Origin of the sequence: Flavobacterium orientale, assembly GCF_014638005.1 — a bacterium.
Classification (GTDB): Bacteria; Bacteroidota; Bacteroidia; order Flavobacteriales; family Flavobacteriaceae; genus Flavobacterium; species Flavobacterium orientale.
This window is the reverse complement of the sequence record NZ_BMFG01000005.1, coordinates 112,166-131,151: the sequence shown is the minus strand read 5'-3', so window position 1 is coordinate 131,151 and position 18,986 is coordinate 112,166. Positions and strand designations below refer to the sequence as shown.

The following is an 18,986-nucleotide window of genomic DNA, read 5'->3' as shown; positions in this document are numbered from 1 at the left end:
TCACAAATCCTCCAATATTTGTTCCATAGAAATCAATCTAGTACTCAATAGCTTTAAATCATTTGAAGTGGATTTGTTACCAAAAATTTTTTCTAATTGATTTATCATTTCAGGAATTTCTTTATCCTTTTCAACAATAATAAAACGAATATCTTTAGGTTCGAAATTTAGTTTTATGTGTTTTGCTAGTTTTATATTTAAAGCTCTTCGTTTTATTGGGTCAATATATAAGTCTTTAATATAACTATCTTTTATACCAACACTTGAAAGAAAATCTCTTGTAGGAGTGAATCTCCACTCTCTTTCATCATAAAACTTAACATTACTTTTAAGATAATTTCCATTTCTATAGAATTTACCTTCGTAGGGTTTTATATATCTAATAAAATTGCTGAGGTTATTATAAACACCACTGATTTTCTTTCCAAATTCTCTGTCTCTCTCATCATAATGTTCAATGAGTTTTTCAGTGCTTTTATTTAATTTTACGTTTTGTATTTTTTCTAGCTCTATATCAAAAAACCGTTCAATATTTTCGAATACATAATTCAGTATTTCTGTTGTTTCTGAATTAGGATAGGAGTAAATAACAGGACTTACTTTATTTTTCATACCCCATTCTTTTGTTAAACCAATAGCATATCTTCCGTATGTTTTTGTGTGATTCTTAACATGTGATAACGGTATATCACAAAAACAAGCCATTGGAAAAACAATTTCGGCTTTATTGTTGATCAAATTTTGATAATTCTCCAAGCTGTATCTTACATATAATCCATTTTTTAAAATACTGATTAGATATTTTTTTTCGTTAGTAAAATGAAATAAAGTATTTGAACTTAAATTTACTTCCATTAGGGTATTTATTTAATTTCTATTTCTTCCAAAATCCTGTCAAACTATAACCAATACCAAAACCCCACCATGGTTTGCCATCATAGTTCCAATCATTAGAGTCTCTGCCAACTCCAATATCCCAACCATAGAAAACACCGAACTGAAAGTTATATACATTTTTAATCAATCCTAAGCCAGTAGAGACTGTTCCTATGTTTTGGGTGTCTTCAGTTGTAATAGGTGTATCTCCAATCGTTGTGTTGTTTTTGTTTAATGAAGTTGTACCTATACTAAAAAATGGACCAATTGTAGCCGACCAAAAACTCACGTTATCTTTGAATCCAACTCCTCTTTGGTAATTTACTTTTTGCTTTCCAACTGTCCACCCAGCAAAAATTCCAGCATTGAAATCAGCAGAAAAATCTTCCTTTACCTTGATATCATTTTTTTCTTGTCCAGGTCTGTATTTTATTGGTATTGTAATTGCCCCCAAAACTACTGAGGTATATTTTACTGCTATTGTTTTACGATTAGCTAACTGAAATGTATAATCTACTTTTCTGTCATATGTATTTACTAAGTAATAATCTACTGTAGTTGCATCGCTTTTAAAAACCTTAATTATTGTATCGCTGTGTTTCGTAAAATCTTCATTATCTAATTTTATATATTTTTTCAATAAGAAATTTTTATCAGTTTCAAGTTTAGCTTTTATTTTCTTTTCTTTTAGTACTCCTTCACAATCGTAACTTCTAATAATATATTCAATTTCCGTATTCTTTAAAAGCTTATTTGTTGGATTTAGCCAATAATTAACATGGATGATCGAATTATCTTTTTCATCTACATAAATATTTGCTTTTCCATCTTTAATTGATTTTACTTTTACTTTAATTTCTTTGTCAACGTCAGTAGTTTCTCCATCAGTAGAAATTACATCTTCTTTGATTATAGTTTTAGTTGTTGTTTTACCATCTACAGTATGTTTATATTCTGTTTCACTAACAACCTTGTCACCTTTGTTTACAGGTTGTGAACATGGAACAGTTACTTTTTTAGTGAGTATTATATTGTCAGGTAGTTTAACATTTTTTAAAGTTTCATACGTCTGTCCATAACTGCAATAACTAATTACAATTAACAAAAGTGTAATACAATTTTTCATACTATATAAATTTATTAGTTACTTGTAATTAGTGATTTAATCACTCAAACCTCACCCTCGGCAGCCCCTCAACAACCTCATCCGTCTGCACACTCACATTAATCCTACTCAACAACAAATCATAAATATAATTTGGGAGGTCAGAGAAACTCTCCGCCCTGAACACTACCTAAAATACTTAAGTAGAAGTCTTATTCCACCTTAAATGGACTAGCTCCACTCCATAATATTTCAATTTCTGGAACTTCTTGTATTACTTTGAAACTAATATTATTTTTATTAGCGATATCTTTTCCATGAAAATAGTATGTTCTCAAAAAAGAATTACTTTCATGAGATACTTCAACTTCTAAAGTATCATCTTTTCCAACCTTCGATATTTCTACCCGATAATTTACAGAGGTTGATTTTCTTGTAGATGGTCTAATTTTTCTTGTTCTTACGATTACTGCCATAATATAGATATTTTACTTTAGGATGTTTTATATAAGTATTGCTGAAACCCAATAAAAACATCTCTAATACTTTTTATTTCTCCAAGTTCTTTTTTGGCATCGGCAATGGCTTTGTATTTTAAAACTAATAAAGGCGACAATTTTAAATCATCCAATTCATTAACACCTTCTTTTACGTATTGTTCTAATACAAAGTTTAAAAACTCTTGTTGTTTAGCATTGTAATCTCCTAACTGTACTTTTGCTCTAGTAGCTCTTTCAAATCTAGGTACTAAGTCTTTGCTATACGCGATATAATTTAGCACATCAAATAAGTCACTATCTTCTCCATGAATTAACAGTCGTAAATCTTCCAATTGTTCATTGGTATAGCCTTTTTCACTTAATTCAGTGAGTAATTTTTTTCTAGTGCTTGGCAAACTCCACAGTTTACGCAATTCTTCTTCATTAGCGAAGAAACTAGGCAAATCGCCAAACAATTGTTGTATGAATTCAATAGATGAAATAGGAGTACCGGTTGGACTCCAAAAAGAAGTTTTTACCGTAGAATCTATTTCTCTTTCTTTATTGTCAGATAGTTTAACTCGTATTATTTTGCTTTCAGGAATATCGCAAACACAAGGAATATTATGGCATTCGTCACATTCTTTTTCTTCCTCTTTTTCGCAAACACAGGGTTTAACTTGACACACTTTGCAAACTCTTGGTGTTCCACCGCCTGTTGGTGGTTCTGGCTCCAATGGTTCTCCATCCCAAGCGGGGTCTTTAAAATGTTCGTGTGCATGCACAAAATCAAACAGCGTAAAATAATCTTTACCATCAAATAATCTCGTACCTCGACCTACAATCTGTTTAAATTCAACCATTGAATCCACAGGACGCAACAAAACGATATTTCTAATTTCAGGTGCATCTACACCAGTGCTTAATTTTTGTGAAGTCGTTAATACCGTTGGAATGCTCTTTTCATTATCCTGAAAATCTCTTAAATGTTGTTCACCCATTTTTCCATCATCAGCCGTTACACGATGACAGTAATTAATGTTTCTGCTTGTCGAAAACTGATTAATTAAATCACGAATTAATGCCGCATGTTTTTGCGTAGCACAAAAAACCAACGTCTTTTGATTTTGATTAATCAACTCCAAGAATTTCTTAACACGGTATTCTTCTATTTGTTGAATGATGATTTTTCTACCATAATCACGATAGGTAAAAGTGTCACCCACTTTGGCTTCACCCTCTATAATAATATCATCTGCTGTAACGGTATATTCATCATAATTGGTTTGGATCTCTTTTACTTTAAATGGCGTAAGGAATCCATCATTAATACCATCTTTTAAAGCATAGGTATAGATGGGATCACCAAAATATTTATACGTATCTGCATTCACATCACGTTTTGGCGTTGCCGTTAAACCCAATTGCACCGCAGGAGAAAAATACTCCATAATAGCTCGCCACGAACTTTCGTCATTGGCTCCACCGCGGTGACATTCGTCAATAATAATTAAATCAAAGAAATCAGCTGGATATTGCCCGAAATTAAATTCAGAACTACCATATACTTCCATCGGTTCAGCGGCAATCATATAATCACGGTCATTTTCTTCTTCTACGGTATCTTCCTTTTGTTTGCTAGTCATAAAGGTTTGAAATATGGTAAAGAAGATACTTCCATTGGTAGGAACTTGTCCTTTCTTTTTTATTTCTTTTGGACTGATGCGTACTTTGATGTTTTCATCAATTACATCAAAGGCATTGAAAGCATTAAAAGCTTGGTCGGCTAATATGTTTCTATCGGCTAAAAATAATATTCTTGGACTTCTACTGGCATCACGTTTTAAATTCCATTTGGCATGAAATAGTTTCCAAGCAATCTGAAAAGCAATGGCTGTTTTTCCTGTTCCTGTGGCTAAGGTGAGCAACATTCGGTTTTTCTTTTCAGCGATGCCTTCTAACACTTTGGCAATGGCATTTTGTTGGTAATACCTTGGTTGCCATGTGCCACCTCGGTCTTCAAATTGAACAGCGAACAAACGTTCCTTCCAATTGGCGATTTCTATTTTATACTCCTCTTTTGGAGTAGGGTAGGTCATTTCCCAAAGCTCGTCGGGGGTTGGGTATTTTGGAACTTCGCCTTCTGCGGCTTCGTCCATATCTATCTCGTAGATTTGTAACCCATTGGTAGCATAGCTGTAGCGAATGTTTAAACGCTCGGCATAATCTTTGGCTTGACCGACACCAGCAGTATAATAATCATCTCTTTTTTTGGCTTCTACAATACCAATTCTTCTGTTTTTATATTCTAAAACGTAGTCTGCAAAAAGGGGTGTGGCTCTCCGGCCTTGCCCAATTAAGCGACCTTTGGTTATGGGAAACTCCAAACGCAAACGACTGCCTTCCACAATGCCCCAACCTGCAGCTTGCAAAGCGGGTGTAATTAAATCGTGTTTGGTTTGTGCTTCGTTCATTAACAATGTTTTAATTTATAAATATAAACTTATTTCCTTCAATTTTCATAATGCCTGCAACACAAAAGATGTTTCCAACAATACGAACATAACAACTTGTGCTTTTTAATTTATCTTCAAATTTTTCTTTAAAAACAGAGTTGTCATAATACCCTTTTCTTTTAGAAGAAATAAAAATAGTTTCAAGCATTGTCCATGGAATAGAAACAGCTTGGTTTTGTCCTTTACCTATTGAGAAACCTTTATCATTTGCGGCTCTAACATTTCTAAATATTGATTTTTTATCAATTGAATCGTTATTTACTTTTAGAGAGGTTTCTATTTTTTTTCTAGCTTCTGTCCAAGTCATACCTCCACTTCTTTATTTGTCAACTCTCCTGCAAACGCTTTTTGGAGTATCGATTTTTTTAGGTCTTCTAAATCTTTTAATTTTATTCCATAGTTATTAATCAAAGAATTGGTATTTTCTGATAAATTCTTAATTTGAGTACTAATTGTTTTTTGACCTTTTATTGAGGTAATAGGTACAATCATTCTTTTTAAATCTTCAATGGACAAATTAGGTTGCATTAGAGTATTTACATTGTCTAGAACATAATTATACACAATATTTGAACTGAAATAATAATATAAATAATCACTATCCACTTTTTCAACATTAGGTACTATAGCTGCAACTCGTTGATTTAATAAAGCATGATGATAACTTTTAGGAACTCGAGCAACTTTTAGTCCTCCAGAAATAATAGTACGTGTTAAAGCTAAAACTAAATCTCCTTCATGAACTTTAACTTTTGAATAATCATTGGCAAATGAAGATGGTAAATTATTTGAAATATCCTCAACAAATTCCATAATTCCAACGTTTGTAATTTTAATAGACTTAATTTCGTTATCATCCGAAAAATCGTTACTCTTGAAACTATAACCGTTTATAATATTAGATATTTCCTCAAGTTTCTTCTCCTCCCGACCATCACCTTTCTGACTAAAAATATCATTCAATTTAGATTGAAACAACTCTTTTGCGTTTGCTATGTTTTTTTCAATATTGGTTTTGGCTTGGTCTATGGCTTCAAAGGCTTGGTCTAGAATTGCTACGATTTGTTTTTGTTCTTGTAGTGGTGGGATTGGGATTTGAAAACTTTTCATCTGTTCTAATGATAAATTTTGCTGAGCAACACCTCCTTTAAACTTTTCAATTTGCTCTAAAGCATATCCAGAAGTTAAAGCTAAAAATATATATTCTATTAATACATTTTCATCAACTTTAAGTCTTATAATTGATAGTGCTTGATTTGTATTTGCAGGTAATATATCTTTAGATACAATTGCAGTTCTACCAAGTGCACCAGCTATTGAAAATAAAATATCACCTTCTTTAAGTTGAGACCTTTTCAATGCTTCGTTTGCTTTGCTAGAAATATGAGCGAATTTATTAACTATGAAATTACCATTAGATGTAATAGATTCTATTTTTACAAAATTGACACCTTCATCTTCAAAATTAAATCCAACCGAGGTAGGTGTAGTTCCTTTAGTAATTACTTCTGTTAAATCACCTAACTTTTTATATTCCCAACCTTCTTTCATATTAGCTCTTTAATAGAATTCAAAATAGATTTGGTTTCTTTGTCAAGATATACCATTTCGTCTAGTATTTCCTCTGGGCTTCTTAAAGCAGCCTCTTCAGGAGTGTTTGGGTTTTTAACGCTTAGGTCAAAAGTAGTTTCGTCAATATCGGCAACTTTTATATTCCACGATTGTTCGGTTTCAGGCTTTGTTTTTTGTAATGCTACAAAAGTTTCCATATCCTTATCATTCAACGGATTGGTTTTGCCCATGTTGCGTCCCGGGTTCAGCTGATAATACCAAATTTTTTTCGTTGGTTCTCCTTTTTGAAAAAACAAAACTACCGTTTTAACGCCTGCACCGGTAAACGTTCCACCTGGTAAATCTAAAATAGTGTGTAAATTAGAACCTTCCAGTAACAATTTACGCAACGCTACCGAGGCATTATCGGTATTGCTCAACACGGTGTTTTTGATAACAATAGCCGCACGACCACCGGTTTTTAAACTCTTTATAAAATGTTGCATAAACAAGAAAGCGGTTTCTCCTGTTTTAATGTCAAAGTTTTGTTGTACTTCCGGTCGTTCTTTTCCTCCAAAGGGTGGGTTAGCCAAAATCACATGGTACCGGTTTTTTTCTTGTATGTCGCGAATGTTTTCGCCTAGTGTATTGGTGTGTATGATGTTGGGTGCTTCAATGCCGTGTAAAATCATGTTCATAATCCCAATCACATACGCCAAGTTCTTTTTCTCTTTTCCATACAGCGTATTTTCTTGTAATATTTTTAAATTATCAGTCGTTTTTTCCATCCGTTGGTACAAGTACTCATAGGCTTCTACCAAGAAACCACAGGAACCCGCTGCACCATCGTATATTTTCTCTCCAATTTGTGGGTCAACCACTTGTATCATCGCACGAATTAAAGGTCTTGGGGTATAATATTGTCCGCCATTTCGTCCTGCATTTCCCATGTTTTTAATCTTGGTTTCATACAAGTGGCTCAACTCATGCTTATCGGTTGAAGCACGAAAAGGAAGACTGTCGGCATATTCTAAAATCTCACGTAAGTTATAACCCGATTGAATTTTGTTTTTCAATTCCGAGAAGATTTCCCCAATTTTATATTCAATCGTATTGGCTGATTCCGCTTCTTGCTTAAATTTAGCTAAATACGGGAATAGTTTTCCATCTACGAACTGCACCAAGTCGGGTCCAGTCATTGCTTTGTGATGGTCGAGTTTTCCATTTTCATCTTTTGGCATTGCCCAGTTGGGCCATCGGTATTCTTCGTCTAATATATAAGTATATTCCTCTCCCTTTAATTCGGCTTGGTCGGCTTTGTCTTGTTCTAATTCATCTAAGTAACGCAAGAACATCACCCAAGAGGTTTGTCCAATGTAATCTAATTCACTATCTGCCCCTGAATCTTTGTAAAGCAGGTCGTCTATATTTTTGAATGTTTGTTCGAACATGTATGCTTTTATGTTATATTAATTTTGTTTCCTCAAACCTACCAAATTTTCCTCGTTTTAACAATTAATTCTTACAGTAATTAAAAACCTTACAAAAGCGATTTATTTACAAAGCTAGTAACCAAAAAGGATACTATTTTACGGATTCCCGCATTCCACTAAAATAAATTCAAAGGAGTTCCTCCCACCGGCAAGCAGGAAGTTGTTTTTGGAGTAGCTAATATAATAAAAAAAGGTAATGAGTAATGGGAGATAGGTAAAAGTGTTACTCCAAGAAAAAACCACCAAAAATAACCCCAAAGTCCCCATCGTCTCAATGGTCCCCATCGTCCCCAATGCAAAAACAATTCCCCACCTAATACCCATCCGCCACCAACAACGATATCGGTCGATGGTCACTCGTCTTAAACTTAGCAGGTTGGCTGGCGTTAGTCTTGGCATGCACCGTATGCTCAACAAAACCTGATCTGGCTTTGACTTTTGGTCCGCTTGAATCACGATTTACAAATTCTTGCGTAAACAAAATATGGTCAATCAATTGCCTACGGGTCACATCAACCGGTAAATCAGGTAGATTGTACGTTTGCACGTGCTCAAGTGCCCATCGTTCAATACGGTCATTAAACTCCGTAGACCATCGCAAATGCTCCTCATAATCAAAAAGAGCATGATTCAAAAAACGTTTCGCAAAAAATATATCACCTTGAATGTTGGAAATCAAATCAAAAAACAAAAATTGACGTTCAAAGAATTCACGTCCGGGTCCGTCATTCAAATCACCACAAACAATAATCCTGGGGTTGGCTTCCTGTTCAAAACGCTGGTTGATATACATCCGCACATCATAAGTCTCAGTAGCTAATTTTACTCTTGCCTTCAAAGCTTCAGCCACATAATTTTCGGTCAAATTTTTATCAGCATCAAACGGATTCACTTGATTGATTTTGCTTTTTAAATGTACCCCAATAATTTCCACTTCATAGCCGTTTAAATCCAAAACCAAGGTCTGAGGGTGTCGCCAGTGAGAAAGTTTAGAAGCATTCATTTTCCCCCAATAGTTAACATTCCATTGTTTCTGTCCCGTTAAACCATGCCAAATAGCAGGTTCTTGTAATTTTACAAAGTGAGCCGTATAAAAAGAATGTTTTATCAAAAACCAAATCCATTGATTCCCTGTTAATGAAGTCCCTTCCATGGCATACAATTTTTTGATAGCCTCTCGCGGATTATTCGGATTGGCTGCTATTAAAGCTTCAGTACCCTCAATCATAGCAACCTTATAAGTCCCATTCAACCCACCATCATCCGTAGGTTTATCAATCCATTCCTGAATCAACAACGGATCTCCCGGAGCTTCAATCAAACACAACACATCCGGATCCATTTCAGTAATTTGCAAGGAGATACGTTGTAACCTTCCTTTATTATCGGGGGTATTCATAGCAGCCAAAGGCTTAGCCAAGTGTTCTATATTCCATGTAGTTAGTTTCATGTTTTTAGTAATTAAGCAGGTACAAGACAATACAAAAGAAAAAGCCATAAACGGCAATACAGAAGCATTGCAGTCTACCACATTCAATTAAAATAAAATAAAGTAAAAGGAAATCATTCCCACCAACCGGCAGAAACTTGTTTTTGGAAAAACGAATATATAAATAATTGTCTCAAAATCAAATAAATACTAAATTTATTTTCAAAGAATAACAAGATTTTTTATCATAAATTACCGATTAAGTGAGTACGTAAGCCCAACCGTCCCCATCGTCCCCATCGTCCCCAAAGTCCCCAAAGTCCCCACCGTCCCCAAAGTCCCCAAAGTCCCCACCGTCCCCAAAAAAAATCCCCAAAAAAAAATCCCCAAACCCCCCAAAAAATCAAAAAAATCCATAATTTTGTTAATCAATCACTTACACGCCATGCAAAATTCAAACATCTTCCCAAAACACGGAGGTTATAGAAAATTAATAACCTTCCAAAAAGCAGAAATTATCTATGATGGAACCAGCTACTTCTGCAACAACATCCTAAACAAATATACCCGAACCCACGACCAAATGATGCAAGCCGCACGTTCAGGTAAACAAAATATTGCCGAAGCCAGTATGGCATCAGCCACCTCTAAAGAAACTGAAATAAAACTCACAAATGTAGCTCGGGCAAGCTTAGAAGAGCTGCTAATCGATTACGAAGATTACATGAGAACAAACAACATCCCATTTTGGGAAAGAGACCACCCATACACCTTGCGTTTTAACCAAATCAATAAAACCCCAAACGCAAACTACCAAACGTTCAAAAAAGCAATCGAAAACCCAAACCCCGAAATAACCACAAACGTCCTAAGACTATTGATAAAAGTAAACACCTACCTTTTAGCAAGACAACTAACCACCCTCGAAAGACAATTCACCACCCAAGGAGGCTTCAAAGAAAAAATGTATCAATCAAGAAAAAACCACCAAAAATAACCCCAATGTCCCCATCGTCACCAAAGTCCCCATAGTCCCAATTGTCACCACCGTCCCCAATATCCACCCCCTCAACTAACCCCCACAACCTCAAAATAAAAACCACTCTTCAACGCCACCCGCTCATAACCACCACCCACACTCTTACAATGATGCAACGAAACCACCGCCAAACACCGCTCCGTAACAACCTCCTCAACAGGAACAACCAACTGCTCCGGTAACACACCACCCTTAGTAATAAAAACGGTCTCCGAAAGCGTCAACAAACAACCCGTCTCTCCGGCACCCAACTGCAAAACCCCAACCTGAAACGAAATTGCATCAACCCCCTTCGGAAAAGTAAACAATACCTCCGATGATCCACGAAACGTCAAAGTAAAAGTCGCCCAATCAAAATGAACCTGCGACTGCAAACTCCTAAACCCGGTTTTCGCCCCCGCAATAGTATATCCCAACAATAATTTCCGCCCCGCAACACTTCCGGCACCGTTAGCAAAGGTCCGCTGTCCTCGCTCCGCAACCACATCCTCATTCTTCACATTGAGAAACAAACTCATCAACCGCCCATGCAGTTCCGGCAACTTATTCGAAAATAGGAGCGGAGCAATACCCAACTTAAAATACTTAACCAACCGCGAAACATTCCCCATTTCTGTACCGTTGTTGCGTACCTTTTCCATGCTTGGTAAAGTCTTGATAGCCTCCCCATCAAAACCACCACCGGCTTTTCGAGAAACATTTTTACCCTTACGCATATAATAATTTCTATCACCCACGGTACCTATTAACTGTATAATCCCTTTTACTTTTGCCATACTATTGCTTATTAAATTTCTTATTAGTATTTTTGATGTAATGCCCTCCCGGTTAGTCACAAAGATACAAAAATCCATTTCCCAACCAAGAATTTTCAAAACTTTATAGCGTATATATAGTGTGTATATGACGTATATATAGCGTCTTTATAGCGTATATACCCTATAGATACCCCGTGGATACTAGGTAGTAAACCCATAGACACTTCAACTCAAACGTACTACAACAGTACCACTACCTTATTGATGCTAACAGATAAAGAGAAACAACCTTAGATAAAAGATAATGAATACAAGTAAGCTACTCCAACTCCATCAGAGTTTGGAATGCTGACGGAGTTGATACTAAAAGAAACCAGACCGGTAACCCCTTTGTTATTTACCAAACAGAAATTAGCAAAAATATTCCCCAACAGTGCATCATTGGTTACGATTTCTTCGAAGGTATAGAAAATGCGAGCATACGGTTTTGTGGTTACTGCTATGGGGGATTTTTGGTTTTTTAGTTTTTGATTGGCTAGGTAAAGGCGGAAAACAACAAAATCGTTCTACAAAATGAATGTAAATGTAAATGTTCTGCCTAATCGTAAATTTCATACTTAATTGTTAGTAAGGAATTTGGTTATATTTTTACAGTTCTATATATTTGTTTCACAGCTACACCTTATGAAAAAAATCTACTCGTTACTTGTCCTCTTTTCCATTACTTTGGCCCATGCACAGAATCCCGCCGATCTTGATCCCGGCTTTAATACTGCTCCGATAGCCATCAATCAGTATTACAACGAAGCTACTGTTCTAAAAATAGAAGCCCAAGCCGACGGCAAGTTGCTTATCCTTACTAACACTTTGGTCCGAATCGATGAGAACGGGGTAGACCACACATTTACTACGGCATTTGAACTCAACAGCAACCTAACCGATTTCTCCATCCAGCCCGATGGAAAGATAGTGGTTGTTGGTAATTTCCTTTCCTACGCCGGCATCTCGCGTAAATATATCGTGCGACTTAATACAGACGGAAGCCTCGACACTACGTTTGAACCGGTTGGCAATTCATTTTATGTAACATCGACCACTGTGCCTAAGCAAGTTGTGGCCCTTGCTGATGGGAAAATGCTGGTTTTTGGTCCGATTCCGAGTTATAACAACGTTACTATTAATGGTATAACGCGTCTAAATAACGACGGTTCGCTTGATACCAGTTTCGTCAACACCTATAATTTTGCTACAGCGAACAGCAAATTTTTCGTGCAACCTGACGGCAAAATCTTAGCTCTTTCCAATGCTAACGGCGGCTCTACTTATAACAGGCTGGCACGATATAACAGCAATGGTTCTTACGACAGCACTTTTGCGCAAGGCAACATCAGTACCTCAGAAACTATCTTGGCGATAGCCCTACAGAATGATGGAAAGGTTTTACTTGGCGGCCGTTTCAATTCCTATTCTACTTCGAGTGCTGATAATATTGTGCGATTGGAGGCGAACGGCATTGTTGATCCTACTTTCAATGTTTCAACCGGTTTCGAGAACTCGGCGAGATTGCGAAGTTTACTTGTTCAACCCGATGGTAAAATAGTGGCAGCCGGCGATTTCAATACCTACAACGGTATTGCCTCAAAAGGTATCGTTAAATTGAATTCCGATGGAAGCAAAGATGCCACGTTTGAATCGGCCAATGGTTTTGGTTTCGAGTCGACAGTAGTAAATGTAGGCGTCAACACTTTGGTTTGGCAGCCCGGAGATAAGGTGATTGCAGGGGGCACAATACAATTTTATGAAGGTTTTCCGATAGGCCGTATCGTACGGATTAACTCCGATGGAAGTCGGGATGCGAGCTTTACCAATATCCGCAAGGGATTTGACGGCCAAGTTAATGCTTCGGCATTGCAACCCGACGGGAAAATCTTGGCCGCAGGAAACTTCGAACGCTATACCGGTATCCCCACCCAAAAGTTGGTTCGCCTCCATGCCGACGGTAGTCACGACGCTTCATTCAACCTACCAGCCCTTGGGTTTTCGGAGAATGCTGCTGTTCCAATCGGACCTTACAACAATCCCGTCAAGACGATCGTTGTGCAACCTGATGGGAAAATAGTAGTGGGCGGCGATTTCATTTTTTTTGACGGCGAATCCCAAAGAGGAGTTGTCAGGCTTAACAGCGACGGTTCCAAAGACACTACTTTTAACATCGGAACAGGCTTCACAAGCTCAGCAGTACTCTATGGCGTTAGAAAAATGTTGCTTCAACCAGACGGTAAGATTATTCTATTTGGCAACTTCGACGCTTATAATTCGCAGTCTTGCCCTACTATCATCCGGTTGAATTCCGACGGAAGCTTGGATACCACTTTTACCAGCTCATTGGTTGTTCCAACAGCTTCTATTTCGGATTTGTATTTGCAACCCGACGGTAAATTGCTCGTTGGTGGCAATTTTCAAAGTACCATAAACGGCACCTTTGTCACCGCTTTGGTACGTTTGCATCCGAGTGGAAGCCTCGACACTACCTTCACCAGTGGTGTTGGGTCGACCGTTTCGAACATTTGCACACAAGCGGATGGAAAAATTCTAATCAAGCTCGTGCAAACATGGAATGGCTCAGCAAAGATCCAGCGTCTGAATGCATCGGGCTCACTTGACAACAGCTTTACTTATCCACCTTCGAGCAGTCCGCACAACGTTTTTAATTTTCTCCTTTTGCCGGATGGCAAACTATTGAACAACTACACTTCCTCGTCCGGATTCACCAAACTCGAGCGTTTAAACAGTAACGGTAGCGTAGACAGCAGTTTCGATACGGGAACGCTTCTTTCGGGAAGTGCCTTCCATTTACTGTTGCAACCTGATGGTAAGATTGTCGCTACAGGTAATTTTAGAACGTACAACGGTTTACCGGCCCTCAGGATTCTGCGAATACTGAACGAGCACTATTATTTCATAACGGGAACCAATAAATTTGATAGTAATGGCAATGGTTGTGATGCAGCCGATCCGGTTTTTCCCAACCTCAACTTTCAGGTGTCCTCAACTACAAACGATTTCAGTTACATCACCAATATATCCGGAGGTTATGCTATTCCTGTCGCAGCCGGGGATTATACCTTGACACCGGTATTCGAAAACCCTTCTTATTTTTCGGTTACTCCGTCGAGCGTAACTGTAAGTTTCCCTTCACAGGTAAGTCCGCTGACACAAAATTTCTGCATTAGCCCAATTGGGAACCACCCGGATCTCGACGTTACGATCTTGCCGCTCAATGTAGCCAGGCCGGGGTTTGACTCCCATTACAAAATTGTCTATAAAAACAAGGGGAATCAAATGCAGTCGGGCACGGTTAGTTTAAGCTATGATGACTTGGTGACTGATTTAGTAAATTCAATTCCGTCCTTTACGACACAAACGGCCAATACACTGAATTGGAATTTTGCGGCTATGCAACCCTTGGAAACCCGAGAAATAGTGGTCACATTAAACTTGAACACACCTACTGAAACGCCAGCTCTGAACGCCGGATCGATTCTGGATTTTACCGCCGAAATCAGTTCTGTACTAACTGATGAAACCCCTGAAGACAATACTGTCACCTTGCACCAAACCGTAGTTAATTCGTTTGATCCAAACGACAAAACCTGTCTGGAAGGCACCCAAATATCCATAGATCAAGTGGGCGATTATGTACATTATATGATCCGCTTTGAAAATACGGGAACTTATACTGCTCAGAACGTCAACATAGTTGACCTGATTGACACTTCAAAATATGACATCAATTCTTTGAGACCCGTTAGCGGAAGCCATCCGTTTGTTACCAAAATAAGTGACGGGAACAAAGCCGAATTCTTCTTCAAGGACATCAATTTGCCATTTGATGATGCTACAAACGATGGCTATGTGGCTTTTAAGATCAGAACACTTGCAAGTCTGCAACATGGTGATTCTTTTAGTAATAGTGTAAGTATTTATTTCGATTACAACTATCCTATTGACACCGAACTTGCCACGACGTACATCCAAACCTTGGGCATCCCAGAATTTGAATCTAAACAGTATGTCACGATTTATCCTAATCCAACAAGCGGATTGTTGCAGCTTTCGCGAGAAGAAGATATCACGATTTCGTCCCTTGCGATTTACAATTCCCTTGGACAATTGGTTATGACGATGCCCAACATGCAAAATGTTTCAAGCATTGAGGTCTCTAGCTTACAATCGGGTAATTACTTTATCCAAATTTATTCAAATAAAGGAGTTTTAACCTCCAAATTCATTAAATTTTAAGGAGAAAGGGGGGGGGCTTAAAAGGCAGCCTCCTCGTTTTTATTTATCTTACATCATTCTTTGTAGGATTGTGAATTCCAGTATGTAAGACTCTACTAGCTTTAGGGTTGTGCCTTCTTTTATTGCAGAGGTGGGAGTACTTCCGGGCTTTGTTGTTTTTGGCTGCTGGTTTGTTGATTTGAGGTTCGTTTTTTTTTTGTTAGAGCTTCGCTCTTTTTTTTGGGCATGGATGAGGCGGACCAGCCTATCGGCAGGCAGGTTTGACGGATGGTGACGGATTTAGAGCTTCGCTCTTTTTTTTGCCACTAAGAAAGGAAGGCACTAAGTGGAGGGGGTGGCTTTTGGGTATTGACCCGCCTTCGGCAGGTTGCTGAAATGGAGCTTCGCTCTTTTTTTGGAACGCGGATGAGGCGGACCGGCCTATCGGCAGGCAGGTTTGGCGGATGGTCACGGATTTGAGCTTCGCTCTTTTTTTTGCTACTAAGAGAGGAAGGCACTAAGTGGAGGGGTGGTTTTTGCTGCTGAGTAGCTTTCGGTAGGTTTATTGATTTGAGCTTCGCTCTTTTTTTTTTTGGAACGCGGATGAGGCGGACCAGCCTATCGGCAGGCAGGTTTTGCGTATGGTCACGGATTTGAGCTTCGCTCTTTTTTGGGCTACTAAGAGAGGAAGGCACTAAGTGGAGGGGTGGTTTTTGCTACTGAATAGCTTTCGGTAGGTTTATTGATTTGAGCTTCGCTCTTTTTTTTGGAACGGGGTTAAATTACTATTCTTATAATTTGTGGTGAATAATCTATTTGATCGCCATAGAAAGAAAATTAGTTGAACTGATATTCCGTTAATCGGAATGCTCCGGATTTAGTCAAAAGGTTTTGCTCAACGGCCCATTTTAAATCCCTGCTTGCTGTTGGAGCAGCGATGTTTTTAAAATGTTGCATATAGTCTTTTCTGCTAAACGTATTCTTACCTATTTTGGTTGCAAATAAGCGTATTCTGTCTTCTGTATGAAGTATTACGGATTGCGATTGTAAAAGTCTGTCTAATGATGCTGAAATGATTTCCAACATAAATTCAATAAAAGGCGTTGAATTTCCTTTTTTATCGGATTCGGACAACTTGTTGTAGTATTCGCTTTGTTTTTGCTTGATGAGTGATTCCACCGGTACATATTCAAAAACCGGATATTGTTGCATTAGAATTAGTGTTTGCCACAATCGGCCCATTCTTCCGTTTCCGTCTAAAAATGGGTGTATAAATTCAAACTCATAATGAAACACACAACTTTTGATGAGGATTAAATCGTTGTCTGTTTTCAGATACTCAAAAAGGTCTTTCATCAATCCGTTTACCCTACTTCCGCTTGGAGCAATATGTTCTACTTTTGATCCTTTTACTATACCTACGTTGGTAGTTCTTAATTTTCCTGCAGTATCAAGTAAACCCTGCATTAAAACAGCGTGAGCTTTTTCTAAATCTTTTAATTGGTAAGGCTTGAAAGTAGTGAGTTGTTCATATACTTTTATGGCATTCTGAACTTCTAAAATATCTTTTGGCGGGGCAATGACTCTTTTGTTTTCTAACAATGCCGTAATTTGCTCTTCGGTCAATGTATTGCCCTCAATTTCTAAAGAAGATTGAATGGTTTTAATTCGGTTTTTCTTTCGTAATTCGGTGGCTGGTTTGTATAAATGCGTAGCGTTAATGGCTCCTATTTTTTCTGAAATAGAAGCCACTAAGGCTAACATTTTATCTGTAATGGTATAAGGTGGTTTCATCCGCTATAATGTTTTTATATTAGTGTGGGGATGGAATCTTGTAAACGCGATTTCATTTGTGATAGTATCATTTGATAGTATCAAAGGTATGCAATAACTTTATTTCCCAATACAAAAATTAGCAAAAATATTTCCCAACAGCTCATCATTGGTCACTTCACCCGTGATTTCACCAAAGTGATACAAGGCTTCACGGATGTCAATCGCCATTAAATCAGAACTGATTCCTGATTCCAAGCCCCATTTTACTTTTTGGATTTCTTCCAGGGCTTTTAAAAGCGAGTCGTAATGACGGGAATTGGTGACAATGGTTTCGTTGTTTCGCAACGCACCGGTGTTTACAAAAGAAAGGAGGGTTTGCTTGAGTTCGTCGATGCCTTCCTTGTTTTTAGCAGAAATAAACAGCGTTTCCTGTTGTCTGTTGTCTGTTGTCAGTTGTCCCTCTAGCAGCTCAATCATGTCAGGTGTCAGTAAGTCTTTTTTATTAATAATGGTGAGCAACGTTTTATGGGGGTACTTGTTTTTAATTTGTTCAATATCACTTTTCAACTTATCAACTGACCACTGAGAACTGACAACAGATACCGGATCACCGACAACCGACAACTGAGAACTGTCAACCAAATACACCACCACCTGTGCCTGTTCGATCTTCTCAAACGTCTTTTTAATCCCGATGCTTTCCACATGGTCGGTAGTCTCCCGAATACCCGCCGTATCGATGAATCGGAAGCCAATGCCGTCAATCACCAATTCATCTTCAATGGTGTCGCGGGTGGTGCCGGCAATGTCGGAAACAATGGCTCGTTCTTCGTTCAATAACGCATTCAATAGGGTGGACTTCCCTACATTGGGTTCGCCCACAATCGCAATGGGGATACCATTTTTTATCACATTCCCAACGGCAAACGAGTCAATGAGTCGTTTTAATACAAATTCTATACGCGTAAGCAACTCGTTAAACTGCGTTCTGTCGGCAAACTCCACGTCTTCTTCGGCAAAGTCCAATTCCAATTCAATCAACGAAGCAAAGTTCAATAGCTCTTGACGGAGTTGTGCAATTTCATTACTAAAACCACCCCGCATTTGCTGCATGGCAATTTGATGGGAGGCTTCGTTGTCAGAAGCAATTAAATCGGCAACGGCTTCCGCTTGTGATAGGTCTAGTTTGCCGTTTAGAAACGCTCGTAAGGTAAACTCACCGGGTTTTGCCAAACGGCAATTCTTTCGTAAAAACAGTTGTATGATTTGTTGTTGAATAAAGGTGGAGCCGTGACAGGAAATTTCAATTACATCTTCACCCGTATAGGAATTTGGGTTTTTGAAAATAGAAAGCAACACCTGGTCGATTACTTTTTTGTCATCCACGATATGCCCTAAATGAAGCGTATGTGTTTTTTGTTTGTTGATATCTTTTCCCGAAACCGATTGAAAAACGGAAGCCGCAACAGCAATGGCCTCTTTACCTGACAGTCGGATAATGGCGATGGCTCCCGAGCCGGATGGCGTGGCTAATGCGACAATGGTTTCATTTAAAATCATGCTTTCCTTTTTTTTACAAAAGTAACAATTTTATTCGCTCTAAGGAAAGCTGCTGATTTTGTGTTGTTTTAACAATTCGCACGCCGATTTAACATAAGAATTGATAAATATCATGTGGCTTTT

The 18,986-nt window shown here is 38.0% G+C and carries 13 protein-coding genes; 2 read left to right on the top strand and 11 right to left on the bottom strand.

The window, feature by feature from the left end; translation table 11 throughout:
* The 8 genes from IEV15_RS08060 to IEV15_RS08025 all read right to left on the bottom strand — a co-directional run bounded on the left by IEV15_RS08060 (position 1) and on the right by IEV15_RS08025 (position 9,470).
* Positions 1 to 855 (bottom strand): abortive infection system antitoxin AbiGi family protein, encoded by an 855-nt coding sequence (locus tag IEV15_RS08060; RefSeq protein ID WP_188362012.1) that lies wholly within the window; start codon positions 853 to 855, stop codon positions 1 to 3.
* 19 nt (positions 856 to 874) lie between these two features.
* Positions 875 to 2,002: a hypothetical protein gene (locus tag IEV15_RS08055; RefSeq protein WP_188362011.1), complete on the bottom strand. Its 1,128-nt coding sequence runs from the start codon at positions 2,000 to 2,002 to the stop codon at positions 875 to 877.
* A 191-nt stretch (positions 2,003 to 2,193) separates the two neighbouring features.
* Positions 2,194 to 2,457, bottom strand: coding sequence for a hypothetical protein (locus tag IEV15_RS08050; protein ID WP_188362010.1), 264 nt, complete (start codon positions 2,455 to 2,457; stop codon positions 2,194 to 2,196).
* Positions 2,458 to 2,474: 17 nt separating this feature from the next.
* Positions 2,475 to 4,934 (bottom strand): EcoAI/FtnUII family type I restriction enzme subunit R, encoded by a 2,460-nt coding sequence (gene hsdR, locus IEV15_RS08045; protein ID WP_188362009.1) that lies wholly within the window; start codon positions 4,932 to 4,934, stop codon positions 2,475 to 2,477.
* A gap of 10 nt (positions 4,935 to 4,944) precedes the next feature.
* Entirely contained in the window at positions 4,945 to 5,283 is a 339-nt protein-coding gene (locus IEV15_RS08040; RefSeq protein ID WP_188362008.1) for a hypothetical protein, read from the bottom strand.
* Complete coding sequence (locus IEV15_RS08035) at positions 5,280 to 6,527, bottom strand: restriction endonuclease subunit S (protein ID WP_188362007.1); 1,248 nt, start codon at positions 6,525 to 6,527, stop codon at positions 5,280 to 5,282. Before IEV15_RS08035 ends, IEV15_RS08040 begins: the two co-directional genes overlap by 4 nt.
* Positions 6,524 to 7,978 carry a class I SAM-dependent DNA methyltransferase gene (locus IEV15_RS08030; protein ID WP_188362006.1) on the bottom strand — a complete coding sequence of 485 codons (1,455 nt, stop codon included), beginning with the start codon at positions 7,976 to 7,978 and terminating at the stop codon, positions 6,524 to 6,526. Before IEV15_RS08030 ends, IEV15_RS08035 begins: the two co-directional genes overlap by 4 nt.
* A gap of 355 nt (positions 7,979 to 8,333) precedes the next feature.
* Positions 8,334 to 9,470: an endonuclease/exonuclease/phosphatase family protein gene (locus tag IEV15_RS08025; protein ID WP_188362005.1), complete on the bottom strand. Its 1,137-nt coding sequence runs from the start codon at positions 9,468 to 9,470 to the stop codon at positions 8,334 to 8,336.
* 400 nt (positions 9,471 to 9,870) lie between these two features.
* Between IEV15_RS08025 and IEV15_RS08020 the strand changes: the two genes are divergently transcribed.
* Positions 9,871 to 10,446, top strand: coding sequence for a four helix bundle suffix domain-containing protein (locus tag IEV15_RS08020; RefSeq protein ID WP_229734119.1), 576 nt, complete (start codon positions 9,871 to 9,873; stop codon positions 10,444 to 10,446).
* Between the two features lie 71 nt (positions 10,447 to 10,517).
* Here the strand turns inward: IEV15_RS08020 and IEV15_RS08015 are convergent, their stop codons facing one another.
* Positions 10,518 to 11,324 (bottom strand): hypothetical protein, encoded by an 807-nt coding sequence (locus tag IEV15_RS08015; RefSeq protein WP_188362004.1) that lies wholly within the window; start codon positions 11,322 to 11,324, stop codon positions 10,518 to 10,520.
* 606 nt (positions 11,325 to 11,930) lie between these two features.
* Here IEV15_RS08015 and IEV15_RS08010 point away from each other — a divergent pair.
* Complete coding sequence (locus tag IEV15_RS08010) at positions 11,931 to 15,548, top strand: DUF7619 domain-containing protein (protein ID WP_188362003.1); 3,618 nt, start codon at positions 11,931 to 11,933, stop codon at positions 15,546 to 15,548.
* 816 nt (positions 15,549 to 16,364) lie between these two features.
* Here IEV15_RS08010 and IEV15_RS08005 read toward each other — a convergent pair.
* Together IEV15_RS08005 and mnmE are read right to left on the bottom strand one after the other, a co-directional pair.
* Positions 16,365 to 17,321 (bottom strand): Fic family protein, encoded by a 957-nt coding sequence (locus IEV15_RS08005; protein ID WP_188362002.1) that lies wholly within the window; start codon positions 17,319 to 17,321, stop codon positions 16,365 to 16,367.
* 99 nt (positions 17,322 to 17,420) lie between these two features.
* Positions 17,421 to 18,863 (bottom strand): tRNA uridine-5-carboxymethylaminomethyl(34) synthesis GTPase MnmE, encoded by a 1,443-nt coding sequence (gene mnmE, locus IEV15_RS08000; protein WP_188362001.1) that lies wholly within the window; start codon positions 18,861 to 18,863, stop codon positions 17,421 to 17,423.
* Positions 18,864 to 18,986 lie beyond the last annotated feature (123 nt).

Bases quoted from the DNA above. Each gene is read 5' to 3' on its own strand.
- IEV15_RS08005 (WP_188362002.1), bottom strand. From the start codon at position 17,321: ATGAAACCACCTTATACCATTACAGATAAAATGTTAGCCTTAGTGGCT.
- IEV15_RS08035 (WP_188362007.1), bottom strand. From the start codon at position 6,527: ATGAAAGAAGGTTGGGAATATAAAAAGTTAGGTGATTTAACAGAAGTA.
- mnmE (WP_188362001.1), bottom strand. From the start codon at position 18,863: ATGATTTTAAATGAAACCATTGTCGCATTAGCCACGCCATCCGGCTCG.
- IEV15_RS08030 (WP_188362006.1), bottom strand. From the start codon at position 7,978: ATGTTCGAACAAACATTCAAAAATATAGACGACCTGCTTTACAAAGAT.
- IEV15_RS08055 (WP_188362011.1), bottom strand. From the start codon at position 2,002: ATGAAAAATTGTATTACACTTTTGTTAATTGTAATTAGTTATTGCAGT.
- IEV15_RS08050 (WP_188362010.1), bottom strand. From the start codon at position 2,457: ATGGCAGTAATCGTAAGAACAAGAAAAATTAGACCATCTACAAGAAAA.
- IEV15_RS08010 (WP_188362003.1), top strand. From the start codon at position 11,931: ATGAAAAAAATCTACTCGTTACTTGTCCTCTTTTCCATTACTTTGGCC.
- IEV15_RS08060 (WP_188362012.1), bottom strand. From the start codon at position 855: ATGGAAGTAAATTTAAGTTCAAATACTTTATTTCATTTTACTAACGAA.
- IEV15_RS08025 (WP_188362005.1), bottom strand. From the start codon at position 9,470: ATGAAACTAACTACATGGAATATAGAACACTTGGCTAAGCCTTTGGCT.
- hsdR (WP_188362009.1), bottom strand. From the start codon at position 4,934: ATGAACGAAGCACAAACCAAACACGATTTAATTACACCCGCTTTGCAA.
- IEV15_RS08040 (WP_188362008.1), bottom strand. From the start codon at position 5,283: ATGACTTGGACAGAAGCTAGAAAAAAAATAGAAACCTCTCTAAAAGTA.